Genomic DNA, 22,551 nt, shown 5'->3' with positions numbered 1-22,551 from the left:
AGCGCAGATAATCATCAAAGCTTCATATCGCTACCTCGACCGCCAGATGCGTGAAATCCGTTGCGTCTGCGCCACAACGAAAAAGGCCGCCTCGAGAAGGCGGCCTTTCGGAATTCAGCAGGGACGTTATTCAGCGTCCTTGGCGGCCTTCTTCTTCGGCGCGGCCTTTTTCTTCGGCTCTTCAGCGTCGTCGTCGGCCTTCTTGGTGTCCGCTTTTTTCGCAGCCGCCTTCTTCGCCGGCTTGGCCTTGGTTGTCTCCGTATCCTCGTCGTCGGCCAGCAGCTCTTCCTTGCTGACCTTGACATCGGTGACCGAAATCTGGCCGAGCAGATGGTCAACCACCTTCTCTTCGAACATCGGCGCGCGCAACGTGTTCAGCGCTTCGGGATTATTGCGATAGAATTCGAAGGCTTCCTGCTGCTGGTTGGCCGGATAGCGACGCACCTGCTCGAACAGGCCGCGCTGCAATTCCTCGTCCGTCACGGTGACGCCGGCCTTCTCGCCGATTTCGGCGAGAACCAGGCCGAGACGCACGCGGCGCTCGGCAAGCCGCATGTATTCGGCACGCGCTTCTTCTTCCGTCGTCTCTTCGTCGGCAAAGGTGCGCCCAGCAGCTTCGAGGTCGCGGTTGACCTGGTTCCAGATGTTGTTGAACTCGGCCTCGACGAGCTTGGACGGCGCCTCGAACGAGTAAGCAGCGTCGAGCTGGTCGAGCAACTGCCGCTTGACTTTCTGGCGCGTTATCGAGCCGAACTGGTTCTCGATCTGACCGCGCACCACCTCGCGCAGGCGCTCCAGCGATTCAAGGCCGAGATTTTTGGCCATCTCGTCGTTGATCTCAAGCGCACCGGGCTTCGACACTTCCTTGATCGTCACGTCAAAAGTGGCTTCCTTGCCGGCCAGATGCGCCGCCTGGTAGTTTTCCGGGAAGGTAACCGTGACCTGCTTCTCGTCGCCGGCCTTGCTGCCGACCAGCTGGTCCTCGAAGCCGGGGATGAATTCCTTCGAGCCGAGCACCAGCGGCTGATCGGTGCCGGCGCCGCCGCCGAAGGCTTCGCCGTCGATCTTGCCGACATAATCGATGGTCACGCGATCGCCCTCGGCGGCCTTGCCGGTCTTCGGCTCGTAAGTGCGGGCGGATTCAGCGACACGCTTGACCTGCTCGTCGATCTCTTCATCCGGCACGTCGAACACCTGGCGCGTCACCTTGATGTCGGAGAAATCCTTGATCTCGATCGGCGGAATGACCTCATAGTTCAGGCGGAACTCGAAATCGGCACCGCCTGCCAGGATCTTCTCGGCTTCCTTCTCGTCCTCGGTCATGATCACTTCAGGCTGCATGGCGGCCTTTTCGCCGCGCCCGGTGATGATCGAACGGGTCGAATCATTGAGAATCTCGTTGACCACTTCGGCCATGAATGATTTGCCGTAGACCTTGCGCAGATGCTGCACCGGCACCTTGCCGGGGCGGAAGCCGTTGATGCGGACCTTGTTCCTGGCGTCGGAGAGCCGCGCCATCAGCTTGGCTTCCATGTCACCGGCCGGCACGGTGATCTTGATCTCGCGCTTGAGACCGGAGTTGAGCGTTTCGGTGACCTGCATCATAAAACCTTTGTTTCCACCAATGAGGCCGTCAAACGGCCCCTGCCGTTTACAGCCTGCCGGTATGATCTTGCCGGGAATGGCTTTTGGTGCGGGACTTGGCGATCTGTCCGCTCAACGCGGCACAAATCCTCCAGAAATACGCTCCAAAATGTGAATAAGTCTTTGTTTTTCCTACTTCTTATCACATTCTGCAGAAGCGGATCGTCGCGTCCCGTCACATTCGACACGCCTTTTGTCACAGGCGCGGCCGATTTTCAACCATCTTTGCATTCCGGCCAAGGATGCCGATGTGGGCTCTGACATTGACAGAATGATGGCTACATGGGATTGGCCGGGCAATGCGGATGTGGCGGAATTGGTAGACGCCCTGGATTTAGGTTCCAGTGCCGAAAGGCGTGGGGGTTCGAGTCCCTTCATCCGCACCATCCTTCGCTCTTCGAGCTTCGGGTGGCAGGCCACTCGAAGCTCCTCCAAAGCCTTGGCGAAGGAGGATCATTGCCAAGGCCGTAGCGCGATCTAGTAAAGCGGCTCCTCGAACAGTGTCTTGTCGCCGTCCACCAGCGCCTTGATCTGCGCGGTGCCGTTGGCCGCAATCGCCACCCGGATGCCGAACGGCCGCACCCGCATGTCGTTCTGGATCGCCATCCCCTCGCCTTCCGGCAGATAGAAGCGCTCGATGCCGTAATCCGGCGCGATCGTCGTTGCTCCCTGGCTGATATTCCAGCCCTCGGAGACGTGTCCGACGATATCGGCTTCATCGGATGCTGCCGGCGCCGGCGCTTGCCCGAACCAAGCCGCGGTCGGCCCCCAATAGCCGTCGGCGCCCTGCTTCAGCCTGACCACGATCGACGTTTCCTCGCTGGAAAGCTTGCCGGCCGGAATGTTGCCGATCAGCTTCACCGGTATGCGCGAAATATCGTAGCCGAGCAGAATGTAGTCACCGCGCAAGAGATCGCGCGGATCGATCGGCTCGACCCTGAGCAGGACCTGCTTGCCATCGCGCAGGATCGCCTCGCGTCCGGCGATGATCCAGCTCAGAAAGCCGATCTGGACGAGCGCCAGGACCAGCGCCGAGATGATCAGTCTTTTGCCGGTCATCATGCCGCCGCTCCTGTCATGTTCGAGGCGTTCATGCGCTTTTCTATGCGGATGATAATGAAAGCAAGAACGGCGAGAAGCACCGCCGCCGCAAGGAAGAAGCCTGCCGTGTCGAGCATTGATTGCAGCATCACCACATAGATGATGGCGAGTTCGAAGGCGAAGCCCGCATAGGCAACCCAGCGCAGTCCCCGGCTCTCGCGGCCGCCCAGCACGATCGCCGCGACGATGCCGGCCAGCGCAACAGCCGAGGCAATGGCGAAGCCGCTATTGTAGCTGCTTTCATCCGCCAGTTCGAATTGGATCATCGCCAGGCCGGTGAGAAAGCCGATCAGCGCGTGCAAGGGCAACCTGCCGCCGAGTTGCAAAACCCTCTCGACCGGCCCGGCAGCAAAGATCGCAGCGGTAAAAAGCAGCACCGACGCGGCAACGAGCGGGATGGCGACTTGCAGCGTGTCGTATTCCATGGCCAACAGCACGAGGTAGAAAAGGACCGACAGGATGATCAGGTGGCGCGCCGCCTGGCTGCGCGTCCAGAACGAAACGGCGAACAGAATTAGCGCCATGACCACGAAGAGATGCGGAAATTCCGTGCGCCGGAAGTAGTCGAACCCTCTCAGGAACAGCCAGGCATCGGCGATGCCGACGGCAGCGACGGTCAGCGGGTTTGAGCGCAGCGCCACCGCCGCCAGCGCCGTGCCGGCGCCCCAGGTGATCAAGGCCGAGGCCTCGTCGCCCGACAAATGATACATCTGGCCGATCAGCGCGATCGAACCGCCGAATGCCGCCGCCGCGACGATCCACAGTGCTTCGCTGATCGCCGCATGGTCGCGCATCTTCAGCACCGCGCCGCCGACATAGCCGGCAAGGATAACGGCAAAAAGTGCCGCGACCCGCACCAGCCGCGGGATGACTTCCCAGTTGGCGGCGATAAAGATCAGGATAGCCGCGCCGAACAGCAGCGCCGCCATCATCGCCAGGATCGAGCCGAAACTCAGCGATTTGCGTTCGTTTGCCTCGACGTCGCGTATCAGCGTATCGGCTGTCGGCGCGTCGATCAGGCCAGCCTGCTGCCATCGCGCGATATCCGACCTGACCCGTGACGAATAGCTCGCCATGCCCCTCCCCCTTTGCTTGGTCCTTTTAGCTCGTCCGGCCAAACGTTTGACCTAACGGCATTTTCCGATCTGGGCGGAAAACCGGACGCGCGTTAATGCTGCATTGCACAATTTGCATTGCTGCCATGCACCAATAGCGCTTTTAAATCGATATGACCCCACCTATTTTCACGGTGCACACAAAGACGGAATGATCCGAAAGAAAGACGAAACGAGACTACCATGAACCTGATCCGCAACTATCGCAACTGGCGCCGCTATAGGGACACCGTGTCCGAGCTGAACCGCCTGAGCACCCGTGAACTGACCGACCTCGGCATCAGCCGCAGCGACATTCACTACGTCGCCCGCAAGGCGGTCTAATCCTTCGGGCCGCAAATGGTCCGAACCAGTTTTGAAAAGAGAACGACAATGAACCTGATCCGCAACTATCGTAACTGGCGCGTCTACCGCGAGACGGTTACCGAGCTGGGTCGCCTGTCGAATCGCCAGCTCAACGATCTCGGCATCGTCCGCGACGAGATCAAGATGGTCGCTCGCAGGGCGATCTAACCACAAGAATTTCGCCAGGGTCGACCTCCTCCCCGACCCTGACGGATACGGTCAGCCTTCACCTCCTCCCGAGGGTTGACCACAAAAACGGCGCCCGCCGGACCTCCTCCCCCGGCGGGCGCTGTTTCTAAGTTGTTTCTAAAAAGGGTTTCGCGCCCTTTCAAATGGCGAAAGGAATTTCGTCAAAGCCGACCTCCTCCCCGGCGATGGCGAATACGGTCGATCTTCACCTCCTCCCGAGGATCGACCAACAAAACGACACCCGCCGGATCTCCTCCCTCGGCGGGTGTTGTTGTTTTGGGCGGTCTTTCCTAGGCAGCCCACTTGCGGTGCGATCCCTGGCAATTGCAATCCTTGCGCCAAGCGACTATTTCGGCGCTCATGGACAAGAACCCCATTCACGTTATCGGCGGCGGACTTGCCGGCTCCGAAGCCGCCTGGCAGGCGGCCGAAGCCGGCGTTTCCGTTGTCCTGCATGAAATGCGTCCCGTCCGCGGCACCGATGCGCACAAGACCGACGGGCTGGCCGAGCTCGTCTGTTCCAACTCCTTCCGTTCCGACGATGCGCAAACCAATGCCGTCGGCCTGCTGCACGCCGAAATGCGGCTGGCCGGTTCACTGATCATGAGCGCCGGCGATGCGCACCAAGTGCCGGCCGGCGGTGCGCTCGCCGTCGACCGCGACGGATTTTCCGAAGCGGTCACCAAGAAGCTCGAAGCCCACCCGCTCATCACCATCCGACGCGAGGAAGTGACCGGCCTGCCGCCGGCGGACTGGGACCAGGCGATCGTTGCCACCGGCCCGCTGACGGCGCCGTCGCTCGCCCAGTCGATTGCGGACGCAACCGGCGCCGACGCGCTCGCCTTTTTCGACGCCATCGCCCCGATCGTCCATTTCGACACGATCGACATGGACATCTGCTGGTTCCAGTCGCGCTACGACAAGGTCGGCCCCGGCGGCACCGGCAAGGATTACATCAACTGCCCGATGGACAAGGAGCAGTACCTTGCCTTCGTACAGGCACTGGTCGACGGCCAGAAAACCGAATTCAAGCAATGGGAAGGCACGCCCTATTTCGACGGCTGCCTGCCGATCGAGGTGATGGCCGAGCGCGGCGTCGAGACATTGCGCTACGGGCCGATGAAGCCGATGGGGCTGACCAATGCACACAATCCGTCTGTAAAGGCCTATGCCGTCGTCCAGCTTCGCCAGGACAACGCACTGGGCACGCTCTACAACATGGTCGGCTTCCAGACCAAGCTGAAGCATGCCGAGCAGGTGCGCATATTCCGCACCATCCCCGGGCTGGAAAACGCCGAATTTGCCCGCCTAGGCGGCCTGCACCGGAACACCTACATCAATTCGCCGACGCTGCTCGATGCGTCGCTGCAGTTGAAATCGCGGCCCGGCTTGCGTTTTGCCGGCCAGATCACCGGCTGCGAGGGCTATGTCGAGAGCGCCGCCATCGGCCTGCTTGCCGGACGTTTCGCGGCCGCCGAAAGGCTTGGCCATGCGCCGTCGCTGCCGCCCTTGACCACCGCCTTCGGCGCCTTGCTCAACCATATCACCGGTGGCCATATTGTCTCCGACGACGAGCCGGGAAAGCACTCCTTCCAGCCGATGAACGTCAATTTCGGCCTGTTCCCGCCGGTGGACGCGCCGAAGATCGAAGGCAAGCGGCTGCGTGGCAAGGACAAGACGGTCGCCAAGCGGCACGCCGTGACGTCGCGCGCGCTCGCCGACTGCCGCGAATGGCTGGGGCTGCCTTCCCAGGCCGAAGCGGCGGAGTAGCTCCCTGCTTGCGGATTGCGCGGCGCAGAAGTAGGATAACATCCTACTTTGTATCGCGAGGCCAAATTCCATGGAATCCGCTGAGAAACTGTCAATCACCGTAACGCCCGCCATGGCGCGTATGATCCGCGAAAAGGTTGAAGACGGCTCCTTCGGTTCGGTCAGCGAAGTCATCCGCGCAGCGCTTCGCGCCTTCCAGCACGAGGAGGAAGAACATGCCGAGCGCATGGCCTCGATCAGGGCGCGTGTAAAGGCGTCGATCGAGGATACGAGGCCTGGCTATACCGGAGAAGAGGTGCGCGATCATCTCCGAGGACTGTTTGCTCAGTATTCAGGCCGCGCTGATGATTCAGCGGCTTGAGGTCGACTACCGTGAAACCGCCAGAAACGATTTGGCTGACATTTTCAAGCACATCATCGAGGCCGGCGGAAATCCGGACATAGCGCTGAAATTCGTGCTTCGGATCGAAGATCGCTGCCGAAGCATCGGCAATCACCGCGTGGCGGCCGGCCGCGCGATGACATTGCACCAGGGTTGCGAACGGTGCCGTTCGAGCACTCGGCTATTATCGCCTATGTTGTCAGCGACGATCTTGTTCGCATCGTCAACATCTTCTACGGCGGTCGCGATTATGAGACGCTGATGCGCGATGGCGGATCGAGTAATCCATCGTGATGAAAAACTACTCGGCCGGGGCAATGCTCGCCGCCTGCAGTCCAGGCTTGGCGGCCTCCCCGGACTTCCTCATTGGTCATCAGCATTCATGCGGCCGGCCAGCCTCGCGTCGCTCGCCGGAACAAAAGCCAATGCCGGCGCAGGATGGAGAGCCGAGCCATATCCTTGAGAGGCGGGCGGCGGGCAGTCTCCATCTTGTCGAGATAGGCGCCCGACAGAGCCAGCGGCAGAAAGGCCGGGCGCAATGAAACCGGTAAAGCGGACGCTCCCCACTCGAAGGCGGAAAGATGCTCCCGTGCCAGAGCGATCATCGCGGCAACGGCGCGTTCCGCGCCCGGCCCGCCGTTGCCCGTAACGAATTCTTGCGGCGAGGATCCCGCCGCCGCCAAAATATCGGCCGGGACAAAGCACTGTCCCCGCTTGCGATGCAGCGGCAGCAGAAGCAGGAGACCGGTCATCGCCTGCGCACAACCTGCCCTGCCGGCAAGTTCGGCAAAGCGTGGTGCTTCGACCGGATCGAGCACGATCGCCGCAAGCTGGATGAGTGCTGCGGCAGTCTCGCCGCAATAGCCTTCGAGGTCGGTGCGCGACGGCATCGGGTCGTCATAGAGATCGAAGATGCGCGCTTCGAGCATATTGTCGAAAGCGGCCTTGGGCAGGCGGTGAGCGGAAATAGTCGCCCTCAGCGCGTCCGCCACGGGATGGCCGACCTTAGTCGGATCCTCTTCGGCGGCGATGACGTCTCGCCACCATTGCAGCCGCACCTCGCCCGGCAGCGCTTCGCGGATGCGATCGCGTATGCCGGCAATTTCGGCGTTGAAGGCATAGAGCGAAAACAGCGCGTCCCGCTTGTCTTCGGGCGCGTAGAGCGCGGTCAGATAGCGGTCATGATCGGCGGCGCGCACCGTCTCCATGGCGACTTTGGTGTTTTCGGCCACGTCAGTCGACGGCGATGAGTGCTGCGGCCACGGCGCGGTTTTCCGCCAGCAGCACATTGTAGGTCCGCACAGCCGCCCCGGTCGACATCGGATCGGCGGAAATGCCGGCGTCCTTCAGCGCGGCACGCAGCGCGGTCGGCAACGGCCTCAGATCCTTGCCGCTGCCGACCAGCAGGATCTCGACCTTGGCGGCCTCGTTGAACAGCTTGGTGAAATCCGCTGCCGTCAGCGCCAACGGATCGGCCGGCTCCCAGCCATAGATGCCAGAAGGCAGGCACAGCAGCGAGCCGCGATGCGACATGTCGGCAAAGCGGAAACCGCCATTGCCGTAAGCCTCGATCGGTGCGCGGCCGGGGAAATGCGCCTCGCGGATGACGATGCCCTTGGCCACTTTTGAGGCAAGCCGTCAGGTGGCTATGGCTTTGCCGCCGCCCACCGGCTTTTCCTCATCGGACGCTGTGGCCTGCGGCCGCAGCTTGAACAGGATAAGCAGTGGCGCGGCGATAAAGATCGACGAATAGGTGCCGAACACGACGCCGAACAGCATGGCCATGGTGAACGAGCGGATCACCTCGCCGCCGAACAGCACCAGCGCCAGCAGCGCCAGGATCGTCGTCACCGAGGTCAGCGTCGTCCTCGACAGCGTCTCGTTGATGGCGTTGTTCAGCAATTGCGGCAGCGGCATTCGCTTGTATTTTCGCAGATCCTCGCGAACACGGTCATAGACGACGATCGTATCGTTGAGCGAATAACCGATGATAGTGAGGATCGCCGCCAGCGACGACTGGTTGAATTCGAGGCCGGTGATGACGAAGAAGCCGATCGTCATGACCACGTCGTGAACGGTCGCAACGATGGCGCCGACCGCGAACTGCCATTCGAAGCGGAACCAGACATAGATCAGGATGCCGAGCAGCGCGACCAGCATGGCAATGGTGCCTTGCTTGGCAAGCTCGCCCGAGACCGTCGGCCCGACCACTTCGACGCGGCGGAAATCATACTGGTCCTGCAGCTCGCCGCGCACTTTGTCGATGACGGTCTGTTCGGCGTTCTCGCCGCCCTCCTGCGTGCCGACGCGGATCAGCACGTCGTTCGGTTCGCCGAACTGCTGAACCTGCACCTCGCCGATGTTGAGTTCCGTCAGCCTGCCGCGGATGTCGGCGAGATCAGCATTGCCGGTCTTGGCCTGCACCTCGATCAGTGAGCCGCCCTTGAAATCGATGCCGTAATTGATGTCGATGGTCATGAAGCCGATGACCGACAGCACCGAAAGCACGCTGGACAGTGTGAACGTCCAGCGGCGGATGCCCATGAACGGAATTTTCGTTCCCGGCGGAATGAAGGTCACCGGCGCGCGCGGCAACTCCTTCGGACGGGCCCGGCGAAGCCAGATCGACACCAGCAGGCGGGTGAAGGTGAAGGCGGTGAAGACCGTGGTCAGGATGCCGATGGCATAGGTGACGGCAAAGCCCTTCACCGGCCCGGTTCCGAGCCAGAACAGCACCACGGTTGCGATCAGCGAGGTCACGTTGGAATCGACGATGGTCGCCAGCGCCTTGCTGAAACCGGTATCGATCGCCTGAATGACCGAGCGGCCGGCACGTCGCTCCTCGCGGATGCGTTCATAGATGAGGACGTTCGAATCGACCGCCATGCCGATGGTCAGCACGATACCGGCGATACCAGGTAGGGTCAGCGTCGCTCCAAGCAGCGACAGCAGCCCGACGATCATCGCAACATGCACCGCCAGCGCGATATTGGCGAGGAAGCCGAGGAAACCGTAGGCGACGAACATGAACGCCACCACCAGGATTGACCCGATGATACCCGCGACCTTGCCGGCATGGATGGAATCCTGGCCGAGACCAGGCCCCACGGTGCGCTCCTCGATCACAGTCAGCGTCGCCGGCAAAGCGCCGGCACGCAGCAGCACGGCGAGGTCGTTGGCGCTCTCGGCAGTAAAATTGCCCGAGATTTGGCCGCTGCCGCCAAGGATCGGTTCGCGGATCTGCGGCGCCGAAATCACCTGATTGTCGAGGATGATGGCGAACAGCTTGCCGACATTCTGCGATGTCGCCTGGCCGAACCGCGTCGCTCCCCTGGAATTGAAGGTGAACGAAACCACCGGCTCGTTGGTCTGGGAGTTATAGGTCGCACTCGCTTTGTCGAGGTCTTCACCCGAGACGATGACGCGGTTCTCGATCAGATAGGGAACGGGCGGATCGTCCTGCGAATAGAGCACCGAGGACCCCGCCGGCGGGCGGCCCTTGAGCGCATCCTGCACCGGCATCGACTGGTCGACCATCTGGAAGGTCAGCTTGGCGGTCTGGCCGAGGATCTCCTTCAGCCGCTGCGGATCCTGCAGGCCCGGCACCTGGACCAGAACGCGATCGTCGCCCTGCCTTTGCACGATCGGCTCGGTGGTGCCGAGCTCGTTGACGCGGCGACCGACGACCTCGATCGACTGCGTCAGCGCCGCCGAGGTGCGGTATTTGATGCCGGCATCGGTGACGGTGAACTTCAGCAGGCCGGGCTGGGATTCATCCAGCGTCATCTCCCGGATGGAGCCGCCGCTGAACAGGCCAGCTTGCACCGGATCGGTTAATGTCTTCAACGCATTCTTGGCGGCATCGACCTGATTGGCATCGGTGATGCGGACCTGAACGCTGCGGCCCGATCCGGAAAGGCCGGTATAGCCGACCTTGGCATTGCGCAGCAGCGTTCGAATTTCGTCGCGCGTCGTCTCCAGCTGGTCCTTGATCAGATCGTTCGGATCCATCCTGAGCAGGATGTGCGAGCCGCCCTGCAGGTCGAGGCCGAGCGTCATCTGCCGCTTCGGCACCCAGTCGGGCAGCTTGGCCAGCGTGCTGGCGGAAAAAAGGTTGGGCGCAGCGAGGACCACTGTGGCGGCCACGGCCAGCCAGATCAGGATCATCTTGAAGCGCGAAAAATAGAGCATATGGCGTCGTCCGTCAGGGCGTACTGGCGGATCGTTCCGCCGACAATTCGGTTATTTCTTGGCGTTCTGGTTCGCCACCGGCTCGCCCTTAACCTGCACATCGTCAATTGTCGAGCGCGGTGCAGTCAATTTGGCGCCGCCGCCGGGATCGGTTCCGACGTAATTGGCTGATCTCCTGCCCTATTCTAATTCTGCCCGCCGCCAGGCGCTATAGTGCGTTCTTCAACTATTTTCAGTCTTGCCGGCAACGGACCAGAACGCAAAAGCAGGGCAAGTTCTTTGGCGCTCTCATTGGTGAAGTTGCCTGATATCTGGCCGGAGCCGCCAAGGATCGGCTCGCGGATAACTGGCGCCGAAAGCACCTGACTGTCGAGGATCATTGCAAACTGCTTGCCGACATTCTGTGAGGTCGCTTGAGCAAAACGCGTTGTACCCTTGGAATCGAAATTGAACGATACAACCGGCTCATTCATGGCCGAATTGTAGGTCGCCCGGGCATCGACGATGTTGTCACCGGAAACAATCACACGATCTTCGACCAGATAGGGAATCGGCGGATCGTCCTGCGAATAGAGCACCGAAGAGCCTCGCGGCGCCCGGTTGTTGAGCGCATCCTGCACAGGCCACGACGTATCGACCATTTGAAATGTCAACTTGCCAGTCCGTCCGAGAATGTCCTTGAACCGGACTGGGGTCCGCAAGCCGGGCACCCGAACCAGTATTTGGTCATCGCCTTGCTGCTGCACGATCGGTTCGAAAGCGCCACTCTCGCTAACCCGGAGTTTGACGACTTCCATCGACGGCACCAGCGCCATCAATGTCCGAAGCCTGACGCCAGCATCCGTTATTGTGAGGCTGAGCAATCCGGGTTCCGGCTCATCAAGCGCGATCTCCTCGACTGGGTTCGTCCCGGCAACCGGATCGGTGAATATTTTCAGGGCTGTTTTGGCGGCATCGATCTGAGCCGGATCCGAAATGCGGACCTTGACCTCGCGACCCCATCCAGCAAGGCCCGTATAGCCGATCCTGGCATCGCGCAGCAGCGAGCGAACGTCATTGCGCACCGTCTCCAGCCGGTTCTTGATCAGATCCTCCTTATCCACCTCAAGCAGAATCTGCCAACCACCTTGCCGGTCGAAACTCGCCTGCCGCTTCGGCAGCCAGGCAAGAAGGTCGACGAGCGTACCGTCCGGCTTCATAGCGCGCGCGCCAAGCATCACGCCCAAGACCACCATGCCGGCAACAGCCAGCCAGATAAGAATCTTGGTAAGGCGCGAAAACCACATATGGCGTTGCCCGTTGCGGATCGTGCCGCCCGAAGACCCGGTTATCTCCTGAGCTTTATTTCTTGGCGTTCTGGTTCGCCACCGGCTCGCCCTTGACGCGCACGTCGGCGATCGTCGAGCGCAGCGCCGTCACCTTGGTGCCGCCGCCAAGGTCGACCTCGAGCTCGTTATCGTCGATCACCTTGGTCACCTTGCCGACCAAGCCGCCGCCGGTGACAACGGTATCGCCGCGACGAACCGCCGCCAGCATCTCGCCGCGCTTCTTTAGCTGCGTGCGCTGCGGCCGGATGATCAGAAAATACATGATCACGAAAATCAGAGCAAACGGCACGATCTGGATAAACATTGCGGACGAGTCCCCGCCGATGCCTTGGGCGTATGCCGGTGTCACGAACATCGAGGTACTCCTGAATTTTAAAAACAGCCGCCAAACCGTTCTGGGAATTTGACGGCCCCGCCAAATTTGGCCGGAATATAGTCGGTAACGTTGCCAATGCAACTGCGCGGCCGGGCAAATCGGCTGCTTTTCCGGCCTGGTGAGCCGTGTTAGAGGGTGATCCCCAAAAGCGACGCTCGGTTTCCGCAAAAGATCATGCCCGAACAAATGCTTGGGACGAGTTTCGAAACCGCTGAAATCAGGTAGGTTGGCCTGCCGCACCATCCTGAAAGCGAAACAAAAAAGACAAGAGATGACCGACAGTACCATCGATATCCTGAGCCAGAAGCTCGACCGCCTGATCGAGGCGGTCGCCCGCCTCGCCCCGCCGCCGGTGCCGCAAACCGACCTCGGCGAGGCCGATTGCTTCGTCTGGCAGGCCGATCCCGGCTATCTGGAACCGGTGCGCAAGGTCAACCGCGTCGACATCGGCCTGATCCGCGGCGTCGACCGCGTCCGCGACATATTGGTCGACAACACCGAGCGCTTCGCCTCAGGCTATGCTGCCAACAACGTGCTGTTGTGGGGCGCGCGCGGCATGGGCAAATCGTCGCTGGTCAAGGCGGTGCACGCCGCGGTCAACGCTTCGGCCAAGCTCGACCTGCCGCTCAAGCTGATCGAGATCCATCGCGAAGACATCGACACGCTGCCAAAGCTGATGGGCCTGCTGAAGGCGGCACCCTTCCGCTTCATCCTGTTTTGCGACGACCTGTCATTCGACCACGACGACACCTCCTACAAATCGCTGAAAGCAGCTCTTGAAGGCGGCGTCGAGGGCCGCCCGGCCAACGTCATCTTCTACGCCACCTCGAACCGGCGGCATCTGTTGCCGCGCGACATGATCGACAATGAGCGCTCGACGGCGATCAATCCGTCCGAAGCGGTCGAGGAAAAGGTTTCGCTGTCGGACCGTTTCGGCCTGTGGCTTGGCTTCCACAAATGTTCGCAGGACGAATATCTCGACATGATCGACGGCTATGTCCGCCATCACAATCTCGCCATCGATCCCGAGACGCTGCGCGCCGAGGCGCTGGAATGGGCGACGACGCGCGGCAGCCGTTCGGGCCGCGTCGCCTGGCAGTTCACCCAGGATCTGGCAGGCCGGCTCGGCAAATCGCTTAAGGATTAGCCGCTCAAGGACTAACAGCAGAAGAAGCCCGCACCTTGCGGAGCGGACTTCCTCGGCGGGCTGAAGGTCAGGTGGCCCGCAAATCGCTTTTCGTCGTCTATTCGAGATAGGTCGAAGGATCGACCGGCGCCGAGTTCTTGCGCACTTCGAAATGCAGTTTCGGCGAGTCGGTGGTGCCGCTCATGCCGGACAGGGCGATTTCCTGACCGCGCTTTACCTTCTGGCCGCGCTGCACCTCGATCGAGCTGGTGTGGCCGTAGACGGTGACCAGACCGTTTTCGTGACGCACCAGCACCGTGTTGCCGAATTCCTTGAGGCCGTCACCGGCATAGATGACGACGCCGTTTTCAGCTGCCTTGACCGGCGTCCCCTCGGGCACGGCAATGTCGACGCCGTCCTTGCCGCCGCCGAAGCTTGAGATCACGCGGCCGCGCACCGGCCAGCGCATCTTGCCGATGCCGGTTGCGTCCGGCGCCACCGCATCGTCGTCCTCGGCCTGCTGGATGACTTTCGCGTCCTTCTTTGGCGGCGTGTAGGAGGCGAGCGTCTGCGTCGGCGTGGCCTTGGCAGGCGGCTGGGTGGTGGCCGTCGTCACCGGATCGACCTTTGCCGGCTTCGCACTGGCGACGACAGCGGTTCCGCCTGCCGGCACTTTCAGGGTCTGGCCGATCTTGAGCAGTCCATCCTGCATGCCGTTCGCCTGCTTCAACGCGACGACGCCGACGCCGGTCTTTCTGGCGATGGCCGACAGCGTATCGCCTTGCTGAACCGTGTAGGTGCCGCCGGCACCGGCCGGCTTGGCCGTCGCCGAAGCCACTTTGGGCGCGGTCTTTCCATCCTCCGGCTGGCTCGCGGCAGCCGAGGCGTCCACCTGCGCGGCAGACTTGCCTTCCCTGAGCTTCGGCTGCTGCGGCAGCACGGCCACCTTCTCCGGCGCGTCGGCCGGCTGGTCGTGCCTAGTGCCGTTCGCGGGCTTGGCGTCGGCGACTTTCGGCGTGGCGCCGTTGCTCGAATACGCATAGGCCGGGATGACGAGCTTCTGGCCGGTCTTCAGCCCCTTGGTCGCGCTCAGCCCGTTGACTTTCATGATGGCATCGGCCGGCACGCCGTAGCGCCGAGACAGGCCGGAAATGGTCTCGCCGTCCTTGACGACGATCTCGGTTGCATGCGGTGCGCCGGCGGCCGTCGCCATGCGCGGCGCGTCGGGCTCGGCGTTCTTGAACGGCCTTGCCGCCGGAGCGACGGTGCCGGTTGCCGTCCTGTCGACACGAGGAGCGGCAGGCGCCATCGCCGGCGCGGCAGCGGTACGCATCGGGCGGGCGGCGGGTGCCAGGGCGGGAGCCGGCGGTGGCAACTGCTGCGCCGTAACCGGTTCGAGGCTTGAGCGGCTGACCGACTGGGTGTGGCTGCCGTCGACCGGCGCGGCAGCAACATCGCCCGGATAGGGCTGGGCAGCATCCTGCTTGTCGATGATGGCGCGCTGGTTGTTGGTCGAGGCGGTGAACACGTCATCGACGCTGTTGAACCGCGCCACCTGGGAACTACACCCCGTCGCAGCGCCTGCGATCATGAGGACGGCGCAGCCACGCGCCAGATTGCGTCCGTTTGCCTTCAAAACACTGAATTGCATCGCACTAACCCGCACAGACCCGGTACAACTGAGTGTGATTAAAGCGCGTTAATGTTACCGGTCGGTTAAACCTGTAGAATCAGACGCAAATTTTCTTAAAATATTCGAGGAAGGCTCTCAACTTCGTCGTCCTAGGGCGGAGCAGGAGCGAAGCTCCGTCGCGGAGACCCTGGGATGACGAAACGACAGGCTTCGGCTGATCCCCAAGCGGCGCGATGTACCCGGAATCAGATGACCGCGGCGACACCGTGCAGGATCGGCTGCAGGCGCACCAGGCCGATATCCTCGCGTTCGAAGCGGCTGCCGACCTTGGTCAGCTTGGCCAGCACCTGCTCGCCTTCGTCGGGTCCGATCGGCGCGATGACGATGCCGCCGCTCGACAATTGGTCGAGGAGAAAGCGCGGCAGGCTGTCGAAGGCCGCCCAGGCGACGATGCGGTCGAACGGCGCTTCGTTGGCCAGCCCGTTTGAACCGTCCGCCTGGCGCACGATGACATTGCCGATGGCGAGCGCCTCGAGCCGCTGCCGGGCCTGTTCGGCCAGCGTCTTGTAACGGTCGATGGTGACGATCCGCGCGGCAAGCCGCGACATCACCGCCGCCGTGTAGCCGGACCCGGTGCCGATCTCGAGCACCCGGTTGCCCGGCTCGATGGCAAGTGCCGCGATCACCGCCGCCTGCAGGTCGGCGCCTTCGATGGCCTCGCCGCATTCGATCGGCAGCATACGGTCCGACCAGGCTATCGAGTGGAAATGCGGAGACAGAAAGCCGCGCCGCGGCGTCGCCTCGAAGGCGGCGATCAGCGCCTTCGGCACCGTCCCCCTGCCGCGCAGGCGAAGCAGGAAGGCAGCGAAACCTTCGCGCTCGTCGACCGTTGCAGCGTGGTTCAAGTTCATGCGAGCGCCTTGGCCAGTTGATCGCGGATTTCATGCGCGGTGAGATCGAGCTGCAGCGGCGTCACCGACACCAGCCGATTGCGCAAGGCATGGAGGTCGGTGCCTTGCTTGCCCTCGACTGGCTCGCGGCCGAAGCGCAGCCAGTAGTAAGGCAGGCCGCGCCCGTCGCGCCGCTCGTCGACCCACAGGCTGTGGACCAGCTTGCCCTGCGAAGTGACTACAGTTCCGGCGATCTCTTCCGGCGCACAGTTCGGAAAATTGACGTTGAGCAGCACGCCGTCCGGCAACGGCATGGCGACGAGCTTTTCGAGCAGGGCCGGCGCCAGCGCTTCGGTGGTCTCGTAGGGAACGACGCGGTCCTCGCCGACATAGGAATAGGCCTGGCTGATGGCGATCGATCGCACGCCGAGCAGCGCGCCTTCCATGGCGCCGGCGACCGTGCCCGAATAGGTGACGTCGTCGGCGATGTTGGCGCCGGAATTGACGCCGGACAGGATCAGGTCAGGCGCTTCGGGCAGGATCTTCTTCACGCCCATGATGACACAGTCGGTCGGCGTTCCGCGCACCGCAAAGTGCTTTTCGCCGATTTTCCTGAGCCGCAGCGGCTCCGAGATCGACAGCGAATGCGCATAGCCGGACTGATCCTGTTCCGGTGCCACCACCCAGACGTCGTCCGACAGCGTGCGGGCGATGCGTTCGAGTGATGCAAGGCCCTCGGCATGGATGCCGTCGTCGTTGGTCAGGAGGATGCGCATGAGACCGCCTTTGCAGAATTGGATTGACGGCAGCGCTCTACGATACCCGCCTCTGTCCTGCCCTCTTTGCCACCACTTGGCATCTCCCCCTCAAGGGGGGAGATCGGCAATACCGTAGCCGCCGCCTTCCTTGCTACGCCAACAGTTGGCGAAAGCTGTGATGACGGCGCAATCTCCCCCCTTGAGGGGGAGATGTCCGGCAGGACAGAGGGGGGCGCGAAGGAACGCGGGGCCGACAATCTTGTCACTTCGATGATTCGATCTTTGCGAGACCGCCCATGTAAGGCCGAAGCGCTTCAGGAATGGTTACGCTGCCGTCCTCGTTCTGGTAATTTTCGATGACGGCAATGAGAGCGCGGCCAACGGCGGTGCCCGAACCGTTCAGCGTGTGGACGAAACGATTGCCCTTGCCGTCCTTGTCCTTGTAGCGGGCGTCCATGCGCCGCGCCTGGAAATCGCCGCATACCGAGCACGACGATATCTCGCGATAGGCATTCTGGCCGGGCAGCCAGACCTCGATGTCGTAGGTCTTGCGCGCGCCAAAGCCCATGTCGCCGGTGCACAGCGTCATGGTGCGGAACGGCAGGCCGAGCCGCTTCAGCACCTCCTCGGCGCATTCGGTCATCCGCTCATGCTCGGCAACCGAAGTCTCCTGGTCGGTGATCGACACCAGCTCGACCTTGTAGAACTGGTGCTGGCGCAGCATGCCGCGCGTGTCGCGTCCGGCCGAACCCGCCTCCGAACGGAAGCAAGGCGTCAGCGCGGTATAGCGCAGCGGCAGTTTTTCATGCGGCGTGATTTCCTCGCGCACGAGATTGGTGAGCGGCACCTCCGCGGTGGGGATGAGGTACAATTCAATTTCGCGGCGTGCCTCGGTAAACAAAGCCCTATGTTCGTCGTTGCTCTTGCCTGACGCACTTTCCAGCAGGTCAAGTGCCTTCTGACCAATGTCCTCTCTTCGGCGAGACTTTTCGGTCTTGAACAAGTCGTTCTCAAATTTCGGCAATTGCCCGGTGCCGAACATAGTTTCGTAACGCACCATCAGCGGCGGCTGGATCTCCTCGTAGCCGTGCTCGGTGGTGTGCAGGTCCAGCATGAACTGGCCGAGCGCGCGCTCCATCCGCGCCAGCTGGTTCTTGAGCACCGTGAAGCGCGAACCCGAAAGCCTTGCGGCACGCTCGAAATCCATCATGCCGAGCGCTTCGCCGGTCTCGAAATGCTCCTTCACCCAGTTCGGCCGCGTCGGCACCTCGCCGACGACGCGCTTGACGACGTTGTCGTGCTCGTCCTTGCCGACCGGCACGTCGTCGAACGGCACGTTTGGCAGCACTGCCAACGCATCGTTCAGCGCCTTGTCGAGCTCGCGCTCGCGCGCCTCGCCATTCTGGATGAAGGCCTTGATCTCGCCGACTTCGGCCTTCAGCCTTTCGGCAAGAGCTGCATCGCCCGAGCGCATGGCATTGCCGATCTCCTTCGATGCGGCGTTGCGGCGTTCCTGCCTGGTCTGCAGCTCGGTCAGATGCTCGCGCCGCGCCTCATCCGCGGCGATCAGGTCGTCGACCGTGGACTGCGCATCCCCGGCCGACCACGAGCGCTTCTGGAGCGCTTCGACAAGGGCCTTCGAGTTGTCGCGAATCCATTTGATGTCAAGCATGGTCTGTTCGTCCTCGGCACGGCGGTTTCGGGGCAAGGAAATGCCCAAAACAAAGACCAGAGGGCGTAAACCGCATCCCTGATCGATGCAAGATGTCAAGCCGAGTTCCTTCGCGCCCCCCTCTGTCCTGCCGGACATCTCCCCCTCAAGGGGGAGATCGGCAGCTTCGCCGACGGCTTGCTTTTTCAGCGCCGGAGATCTGCGAAAGCCGCGATGACGGCCGATCTCCCCCCTTGAGGGGAGATGTCCGGCAGGACAGAGGGGGCGCTGTCCCGCCGACATTGATGTCGGCAGCACTCGCAACATTTGGTCGAAAGGAATCTGAACCAAAAAACCCGCCTCAGTGGGCGGGTCCTCGGCGCCGAATCAGCACCATACCCAGATTAATAGCATAGCTGCCGGCACAAAGCAAGAACAAAATACGACAGTGCCGGCGAAAGACCACTCGCCCCCAACTACGTCGAAGACGCGTCCGCCGGCTTTTCGGCCACCTCTTCGGTGGCGTCCTGCTTTTCGCGGGCCACACGGTCGCGCTCCTTGCTGCGTTCGATCAGCCGGGCCGACCAGATCGAGACCTCGTAGAGCAGGATCGTCGGAATGGCGAGGCCGATCTGGCTCATCGGGTCGGGCGGCGTCAGCACCGCCGCCACGACGAAGGCGATGACGATCGCCCATTTGCGCTTCTCGGCCAGGGCCGTGGACGACAGCATGCCGACCCGCGTCATCAGGCTTGTCACCACCGGCAGCTGGAACACCAGGCCGAAGGAGAAGATCAGCGTCATGATCAGGCTGAGATATTCGGACACTTTCGGCAGCAGCGAAATCTGCACCTGGTCGTTGGTGCCGGTCTGCTGCATGGCGAGGAAGAACCACATCACCATCGGCGTGAAGAAAAAATAGACCAGCGATGCGCCCATCAGGAACAGGATCGGCGAGGCGATCAGGAACGGCAGGAAGGCGTTGCGCTCGTTTTTGTAGAGGCCGGGCGCGATGAATTTGTAGATCTGCGTGGCGATCAGCGGAAAGGCGATGACCATGCCGCCGAACATGGCGAGCTTGACCTGGGTAAAGAAGAACTCCTGTGGCGCCGTATAGATCAGCTCGACCTTGTGCGGGTCGAGCCCGGCCCATTGGGTCGCCCATCTGAACGGAATGACCAGAAGGTTGAACAGCCGCTTGGCGAAAAAGAAGCAGACCAGGAAGGCAACAAAAAAACCGCCAATCGACCAGATCAGCCGCCGGCGCAACTCGATCAGGTGCTCCATCAGCGGAGCCGACGATTTTTCTATCTCGTCCTTTTCCTTGTCCGAAACGCTCACTTGGCGGCTCCCGCCGTTTTCCTGGCGGCCGGCTTCTTCGTTGCTGACGCCGGCTTCTTCGCTGCTGACAACTGCGCTTTTTGCTCAGCTTTTGCGGCAGCCTTTGGCGCAGCAGTCTTTGCCGGCTTGGCCGGGACGGCGGCCGCGGCTTTCGCGGGCGCTGGCTTCTTCTTTGCCGCAGGTGCTTTTTTCGGCACGGCCGCTGCGGTCGTTTGCGCCTGCACTGCCGGCGCCACGACGGACTCGTCCGTCATCGCCGGAAAGATCGGCGTGGCCGGCGTCGGCTCCGGCGGGCTGACGCCCGGCATCGTCGTTGCGCCGTTCTTCAGCAGCTCGGCTGTCTGCTCTGTCGAAGCTGCGGCATCGACGGCCGGCTTGGGCTTCATCACGGCATCGACGCCGGAACGGACATCGGCGGCGGCCTGCTCGAATGGATTGAGCTGCTTCCTGATCTCAGCCGCCGGATTGAGGCTTCTCAGCGAATCGACCGACTTCTTGACGTCGTCGAGTTCGGCTTCCTTCAGCGCGTCGTTGAACTGCCGCTGGAAATCGGACGCCATGGCGCGCAGCTTCGCCGTTGTGCGGCCGAAGGTGCGCAGCATGTTGGGCAAATCCTTGGGCCCGACGACCACGATCATGACGATCGCGATCACCAGCATCTCGGTCCAGCCGACTTCGAACATGGCTATACGTTCCGACTCAAGTTTTGGCCGACGAAAGTTTCGGGCTCAGCTTTTGCTGGCCTTTTCCTTCGGTACCGAAACGGTTTCGTCGGAACGGTGTTCGACGGTGCGCTTATCCTCAGCCGTCTCGTCGTCGGCCATGCCCTTCTTGAAGCTCTTGATGCCCTTGGCCATGTCGCCCATCAACTCGGGGATCTTGCCGCGGCCGAACACCAGCAGCACGATCACCAGAACGATCATCCAGTGCCAAATCGAAAATGAACCCATAGCAAATCTCTCTCGAACGGTTTCCCAGACGCTGATCTATGCGCTTTCGGGTTCGGATTCAAACAGAACTGCGACAGAGTTCATGAATGAGTCGCCGAAGTCACGCACTTTCGGCACGGCGGCCCGCTACCAATCGGCGCAGTTCCATCCTGCCTGTGGCTTTAAGATGGCGCTCGGCTCAATCTTCCGTGACGCGCGGCGTCAAAAGGCCGAGTTCTTCGAGGTCGATGTCGGTCAGCGGATCCTCGTCGTCGGTGAGCGCATCGGGGTCGGCCGGCGGCAGCGGCACCGAGAAATTCGACGGCATGCGGCCGGACAGCAGCCCGGCACCCTTCAATTCCTCCATGCCGGGGAGATCACGTATCTCCTCCAGTGCGAAATGGTCGAGGAAAATGTCGGTCGTGCCGTAGGTGACGGGACGGCCGGGCGTGCGGCGCCGGCCGCGCATCCTCACCCATTCGGTCTCCATCAGCGTGTCGAGCGTCCCCTTTGACGTCTCGACGCCGCGGATGTCCTCGATCTCAGCGCGCGTTACCGGCTGGTGGTAGGCGATGATCGCCAGCACTTCGAGGGCGGCGCGGGACAGTTTGCGCTGCTGCACCGTGTCACGGCTCATCAGGAAGGCGAGGTCGCCGGCGGTGCGAAACGCCCAGGCATCGCCGACGCGCACCAGATTGACGCCCCGCCGCGCATAGATCTGCTGCAGTTCGGCCATTGCCGCGGCAATGTTGATGCCGTCGGGCAGTCGCGAAGTGAGCTGTTTTTCGCTGACCGGCTCGGCGCTGGCGAATACGATCGCCTCGGCCATCCGTACGGCCTCCGCCATATGCAGCCGCTCGCCAGGATTCCGCGACAAATTCTGCCCCTGATTTTGTGCCGGGTTTTCGGCGACCGCGCCTTGCTCGGCGTCGTCGTCGACCTTGAACGGAATGACCGAAGCGTTGGCGCGTTCGCTCATGGTGTTACCTCGACTATCTTGATGGCCTGGGCGCGGCCGCGCAGATAAAGCGGCGCGAACACCTGGTCCTGCCGCATTTCCATCTTGCCTTCGCGCACCAGTTCCAGCGTCGCCGCAAACGAGCTGGCAACCGCGGTGCGCCGCTCTTCCGGGCCGGCCAGATATTCGACCAGGAAACTGTCGAGCGCCGTCCAGTCGCGCAGCGACCCGATCAGCCTGGTCAGCACGTCGCGCGCATCCTTGAGCGACCACACGCCGCGCCTGGCGATCGTCACATTGGTGATCGCCTGCTTCTGGCGCTGCTGGGCATAGGCGGTCAACAGGTCGTAGAGCGAGGCCGAATAGGCATTGCGCTTCTCGACGATAACCATTTCCGGCATGCCGCGTGCAAACACGTCGCGTCCGAGCCGGTTGCGGTTGACCAGCCGTGCCGCCGCGTCGCGCATCGCCTCCAGCCGCTTCAGCCGGAACTGCAGCACCGCCGCCAGTTCCTCGCCGCTTTCGCCTTCGTCGCCGGGCTGCTTGGGGATCAGGAGCTTCGACTTGAGAAACGCCAGCCACGCCGCCATCACCAGATAGTCGGCGGCAAGCTCCAGCCTCAGCGCCCTCACCTTCTCGACGAAGGCCAGATACTGTTCGGCCAGCGCCAGGATCGAGATGCGCGACAGGTCGACCTTCTGATTGCGGGCAAGATGCAGCAGAAGATCGAGAGGACCTTCGAAGCCGGCCACATCGACGACCAACGCCGGATCGCCGGTCAGCCGGGAATCGTCGTTCTCGGCCCACAAGCGGTCCATCGGTGCG

The 22,551-nt window shown here is 62.2% G+C and carries 23 protein-coding genes and 1 tRNA gene; 7 read left to right on the top strand and 17 right to left on the bottom strand.

All coding sequences use genetic code 11. The features are described from left to right. Positions 1-126 precede the first annotated feature (126 nt). Positions 127-1,602, bottom strand: coding sequence for a trigger factor (tig, locus tag NKI16_RS03470; protein WP_023678910.1), 1,476 nt, complete (start codon positions 1,600-1,602; stop codon positions 127-129). Positions 1,603-1,945: 343 nt separating this feature from the next. Here tig and NKI16_RS03465 point away from each other — a divergent pair. Beyond that, positions 1,946-2,030, top strand: a tRNA-Leu gene (locus tag NKI16_RS03465). Between the two features lie 91 nt (positions 2,031-2,121). Here NKI16_RS03465 and NKI16_RS03460 read toward each other — a convergent pair. Together NKI16_RS03460 and NKI16_RS03455 are read right to left on the bottom strand one after the other, a co-directional pair. Next, on the bottom strand, positions 2,122-2,706 hold the full coding sequence (locus NKI16_RS03460) for a GDYXXLXY domain-containing protein (RefSeq protein WP_352622418.1): 585 nt from the start codon (positions 2,704-2,706) through the stop codon (positions 2,122-2,124). Beyond that, positions 2,703-3,821 (bottom strand): DUF2157 domain-containing protein, encoded by a 1,119-nt coding sequence (locus NKI16_RS03455; protein WP_352622420.1) that lies wholly within the window; start codon positions 3,819-3,821, stop codon positions 2,703-2,705. The genes NKI16_RS03460 and NKI16_RS03455 overlap by 4 nt, the downstream gene beginning before the upstream one ends. A 222-nt stretch (positions 3,822-4,043) precedes the next feature. Between NKI16_RS03455 and NKI16_RS03450 the strand changes: the two genes are divergently transcribed. From NKI16_RS03450 to NKI16_RS34040, 5 genes are all read left to right on the top strand, one after another. Then, on the top strand, positions 4,044-4,184 hold the full coding sequence (locus NKI16_RS03450) for a DUF1127 domain-containing protein (RefSeq protein ID WP_023678913.1): 141 nt from the start codon (positions 4,044-4,046) through the stop codon (positions 4,182-4,184). Between the two features lie 48 nt (positions 4,185-4,232). After that, positions 4,233-4,373 (top strand): DUF1127 domain-containing protein, encoded by a 141-nt coding sequence (locus NKI16_RS03445; RefSeq protein ID WP_023678914.1) that lies wholly within the window; start codon positions 4,233-4,235, stop codon positions 4,371-4,373. Between the two features lie 381 nt (positions 4,374-4,754). Next, complete coding sequence (gene trmFO / locus NKI16_RS03440; protein WP_352622422.1) at positions 4,755-6,164, top strand: methylenetetrahydrofolate--tRNA-(uracil(54)-C(5))-methyltransferase (FADH(2)-oxidizing) TrmFO; 1,410 nt, start codon at positions 4,755-4,757, stop codon at positions 6,162-6,164. A gap of 70 nt (positions 6,165-6,234) precedes the next feature. After that, positions 6,235-6,525, top strand: coding sequence for a type II toxin-antitoxin system ParD family antitoxin (locus NKI16_RS03435; protein ID WP_352922249.1), 291 nt, complete (start codon positions 6,235-6,237; stop codon positions 6,523-6,525). A gap of 183 nt (positions 6,526-6,708) precedes the next feature. Further along, entirely contained in the window at positions 6,709-6,840 is a 132-nt protein-coding gene (locus tag NKI16_RS34040) for a hypothetical protein (protein ID WP_502897552.1), read from the top strand. An 86-nt stretch (positions 6,841-6,926) separates the two neighbouring features. Here the strand turns inward: NKI16_RS34040 and NKI16_RS03425 are convergent, their stop codons facing one another. The 5 genes from NKI16_RS03425 to yajC all read right to left on the bottom strand — a co-directional run bounded on the left by NKI16_RS03425 (position 6,927) and on the right by yajC (position 12,420). Continuing rightward, on the bottom strand, positions 6,927-7,754 hold the full coding sequence (locus NKI16_RS03425) for a phytoene/squalene synthase family protein (RefSeq protein WP_023678918.1): 828 nt from the start codon (positions 7,752-7,754) through the stop codon (positions 6,927-6,929). Between the two features lie 25 nt (positions 7,755-7,779). After that, positions 7,780-8,169, bottom strand: coding sequence for an Mth938-like domain-containing protein (locus NKI16_RS03420; protein ID WP_352622426.1), 390 nt, complete (start codon positions 8,167-8,169; stop codon positions 7,780-7,782). A 15-nt stretch (positions 8,170-8,184) separates the two neighbouring features. Beyond that, the gene (gene secDF / locus NKI16_RS03415; RefSeq protein WP_352568850.1) at positions 8,185-10,737 is read right to left on the bottom strand and encodes a protein translocase subunit SecDF; all 2,553 of its coding nucleotides are present in this window, start codon (positions 10,735-10,737) and stop codon (positions 8,185-8,187) included. A gap of 185 nt (positions 10,738-10,922) precedes the next feature. Next, positions 10,923-12,023, bottom strand: coding sequence for a SecDF P1 head subdomain-containing protein (locus NKI16_RS03405; protein ID WP_352587894.1), 1,101 nt, complete (start codon positions 12,021-12,023; stop codon positions 10,923-10,925). A gap of 55 nt (positions 12,024-12,078) precedes the next feature. Continuing rightward, positions 12,079-12,420: a preprotein translocase subunit YajC gene (yajC, locus tag NKI16_RS03400; RefSeq protein WP_352588014.1), complete on the bottom strand. Its 342-nt coding sequence runs from the start codon at positions 12,418-12,420 to the stop codon at positions 12,079-12,081. 292 nt (positions 12,421-12,712) lie between these two features. Between yajC and NKI16_RS03395 the strand changes: the two genes are divergently transcribed. Beyond that, positions 12,713-13,588, top strand: a complete 876-nt coding sequence (locus NKI16_RS03395) for an ATP-binding protein (protein WP_352622428.1) — start codon at positions 12,713-12,715, stop codon at positions 13,586-13,588. A gap of 97 nt (positions 13,589-13,685) precedes the next feature. Here the strand turns inward: NKI16_RS03395 and NKI16_RS03390 are convergent, their stop codons facing one another. The 9 genes from NKI16_RS03390 to NKI16_RS03350 form a co-directional block, all read right to left on the bottom strand. Further along, complete coding sequence (locus NKI16_RS03390) at positions 13,686-15,218, bottom strand: peptidoglycan DD-metalloendopeptidase family protein (protein ID WP_352622430.1); 1,533 nt, start codon at positions 15,216-15,218, stop codon at positions 13,686-13,688. Positions 15,219-15,445: 227 nt separating this feature from the next. After that, positions 15,446-16,111 (bottom strand): protein-L-isoaspartate(D-aspartate) O-methyltransferase, encoded by a 666-nt coding sequence (locus NKI16_RS03385; protein ID WP_352500868.1) that lies wholly within the window; start codon positions 16,109-16,111, stop codon positions 15,446-15,448. Beyond that, on the bottom strand, positions 16,108-16,866 hold the full coding sequence (gene surE, locus NKI16_RS03380; RefSeq protein WP_352467008.1) for a 5'/3'-nucleotidase SurE: 759 nt from the start codon (positions 16,864-16,866) through the stop codon (positions 16,108-16,110). The genes NKI16_RS03385 and surE overlap by 4 nt, the downstream gene beginning before the upstream one ends. A 244-nt stretch (positions 16,867-17,110) precedes the next feature. After that, complete coding sequence (gene serS / locus NKI16_RS03375) at positions 17,111-18,520, bottom strand: serine--tRNA ligase (protein ID WP_352622432.1); 1,410 nt, start codon at positions 18,518-18,520, stop codon at positions 17,111-17,113. A gap of 455 nt (positions 18,521-18,975) precedes the next feature. After that, positions 18,976-19,839 (bottom strand): twin-arginine translocase subunit TatC, encoded by an 864-nt coding sequence (gene tatC, locus NKI16_RS03370; RefSeq protein WP_023678927.1) that lies wholly within the window; start codon positions 19,837-19,839, stop codon positions 18,976-18,978. Further along, positions 19,836-20,522 carry a Sec-independent protein translocase protein TatB gene (gene tatB, locus NKI16_RS03365; RefSeq protein WP_352622434.1) on the bottom strand — a complete coding sequence of 229 codons (687 nt, stop codon included), beginning with the start codon at positions 20,520-20,522 and terminating at the stop codon, positions 19,836-19,838. The genes tatC and tatB overlap by 4 nt, the downstream gene beginning before the upstream one ends. Before the next feature lie 45 nt (positions 20,523-20,567). Next, positions 20,568-20,789 (bottom strand): twin-arginine translocase TatA/TatE family subunit, encoded by a 222-nt coding sequence (locus NKI16_RS03360; protein ID WP_023678929.1) that lies wholly within the window; start codon positions 20,787-20,789, stop codon positions 20,568-20,570. Positions 20,790-20,967: 178 nt separating this feature from the next. Beyond that, positions 20,968-21,747: an SMC-Scp complex subunit ScpB gene (scpB, locus tag NKI16_RS03355; protein ID WP_352451389.1), complete on the bottom strand. Its 780-nt coding sequence runs from the start codon at positions 21,745-21,747 to the stop codon at positions 20,968-20,970. Further along, complete coding sequence (locus tag NKI16_RS03350; RefSeq protein ID WP_023678931.1) at positions 21,744-22,544, bottom strand: segregation and condensation protein A; 801 nt, start codon at positions 22,542-22,544, stop codon at positions 21,744-21,746. The genes scpB and NKI16_RS03350 overlap by 4 nt, the downstream gene beginning before the upstream one ends. Positions 22,545-22,551 lie beyond the last annotated feature (7 nt).

The organism is Mesorhizobium sp. M0698, assembly GCF_040320455.1.
GTDB lineage: Bacteria > Pseudomonadota > Alphaproteobacteria > Rhizobiales > Rhizobiaceae > Mesorhizobium.
The sequence above is the reverse complement of the archived record's forward strand: the minus strand, read 5'-3'. Positions and strand labels throughout refer to the sequence as shown.

What these genes read in the sequence shown, in the direction of transcription:
- tig (WP_023678910.1), bottom strand. Translation starts at nt 1,602, where the DNA reads ATGCAGGTCACCGAAACGCTCAACTCCGGTCTCAAGCGCGAGATCAAG.
- NKI16_RS03460 (WP_352622418.1), bottom strand. Translation starts at nt 2,706, where the DNA reads ATGATGACCGGCAAAAGACTGATCATCTCGGCGCTGGTCCTGGCGCTC.
- NKI16_RS03455 (WP_352622420.1), bottom strand. Translation starts at nt 3,821, where the DNA reads ATGGCGAGCTATTCGTCACGGGTCAGGTCGGATATCGCGCGATGGCAG.
- NKI16_RS03450 (WP_023678913.1), top strand. Translation starts at nt 4,044, where the DNA reads ATGAACCTGATCCGCAACTATCGCAACTGGCGCCGCTATAGGGACACC.
- NKI16_RS03445 (WP_023678914.1), top strand. Translation starts at nt 4,233, where the DNA reads ATGAACCTGATCCGCAACTATCGTAACTGGCGCGTCTACCGCGAGACG.
- trmFO (WP_352622422.1), top strand. Translation starts at nt 4,755, where the DNA reads ATGGACAAGAACCCCATTCACGTTATCGGCGGCGGACTTGCCGGCTCC.
- NKI16_RS03435 (WP_352922249.1), top strand. Translation starts at nt 6,235, where the DNA reads ATGGAATCCGCTGAGAAACTGTCAATCACCGTAACGCCCGCCATGGCG.
- NKI16_RS03425 (WP_023678918.1), bottom strand. Translation starts at nt 7,754, where the DNA reads ATGGAGACGGTGCGCGCCGCCGATCATGACCGCTATCTGACCGCGCTC.
- secDF (WP_352568850.1), bottom strand. Translation starts at nt 10,737, where the DNA reads ATGCTCTATTTTTCGCGCTTCAAGATGATCCTGATCTGGCTGGCCGTG.
- NKI16_RS03405 (WP_352587894.1), bottom strand. Translation starts at nt 12,023, where the DNA reads ATGTGGTTTTCGCGCCTTACCAAGATTCTTATCTGGCTGGCTGTTGCC.
- yajC (WP_352588014.1), bottom strand. Translation starts at nt 12,420, where the DNA reads ATGTTCGTGACACCGGCATACGCCCAAGGCATCGGCGGGGACTCGTCC.
- NKI16_RS03395 (WP_352622428.1), top strand. Translation starts at nt 12,713, where the DNA reads ATGACCGACAGTACCATCGATATCCTGAGCCAGAAGCTCGACCGCCTG.
- NKI16_RS03390 (WP_352622430.1), bottom strand. Translation starts at nt 15,218, where the DNA reads ATGCAATTCAGTGTTTTGAAGGCAAACGGACGCAATCTGGCGCGTGGC.
- NKI16_RS03385 (WP_352500868.1), bottom strand. Translation starts at nt 16,111, where the DNA reads ATGAACTTGAACCACGCTGCAACGGTCGACGAGCGCGAAGGTTTCGCT.
- surE (WP_352467008.1), bottom strand. Translation starts at nt 16,866, where the DNA reads ATGCGCATCCTCCTGACCAACGACGACGGCATCCATGCCGAGGGCCTT.
- serS (WP_352622432.1), bottom strand. Translation starts at nt 18,520, where the DNA reads ATGCTTGACATCAAATGGATTCGCGACAACTCGAAGGCCCTTGTCGAA.
- tatB (WP_352622434.1), bottom strand. Translation starts at nt 20,522, where the DNA reads ATGTTCGAAGTCGGCTGGACCGAGATGCTGGTGATCGCGATCGTCATG.
- NKI16_RS03360 (WP_023678929.1), bottom strand. Translation starts at nt 20,789, where the DNA reads ATGGGTTCATTTTCGATTTGGCACTGGATGATCGTTCTGGTGATCGTG.
- scpB (WP_352451389.1), bottom strand. Translation starts at nt 21,747, where the DNA reads ATGAGCGAACGCGCCAACGCTTCGGTCATTCCGTTCAAGGTCGACGAC.
- NKI16_RS03350 (WP_023678931.1), bottom strand. Translation starts at nt 22,544, where the DNA reads ATGGACCGCTTGTGGGCCGAGAACGACGATTCCCGGCTGACCGGCGAT.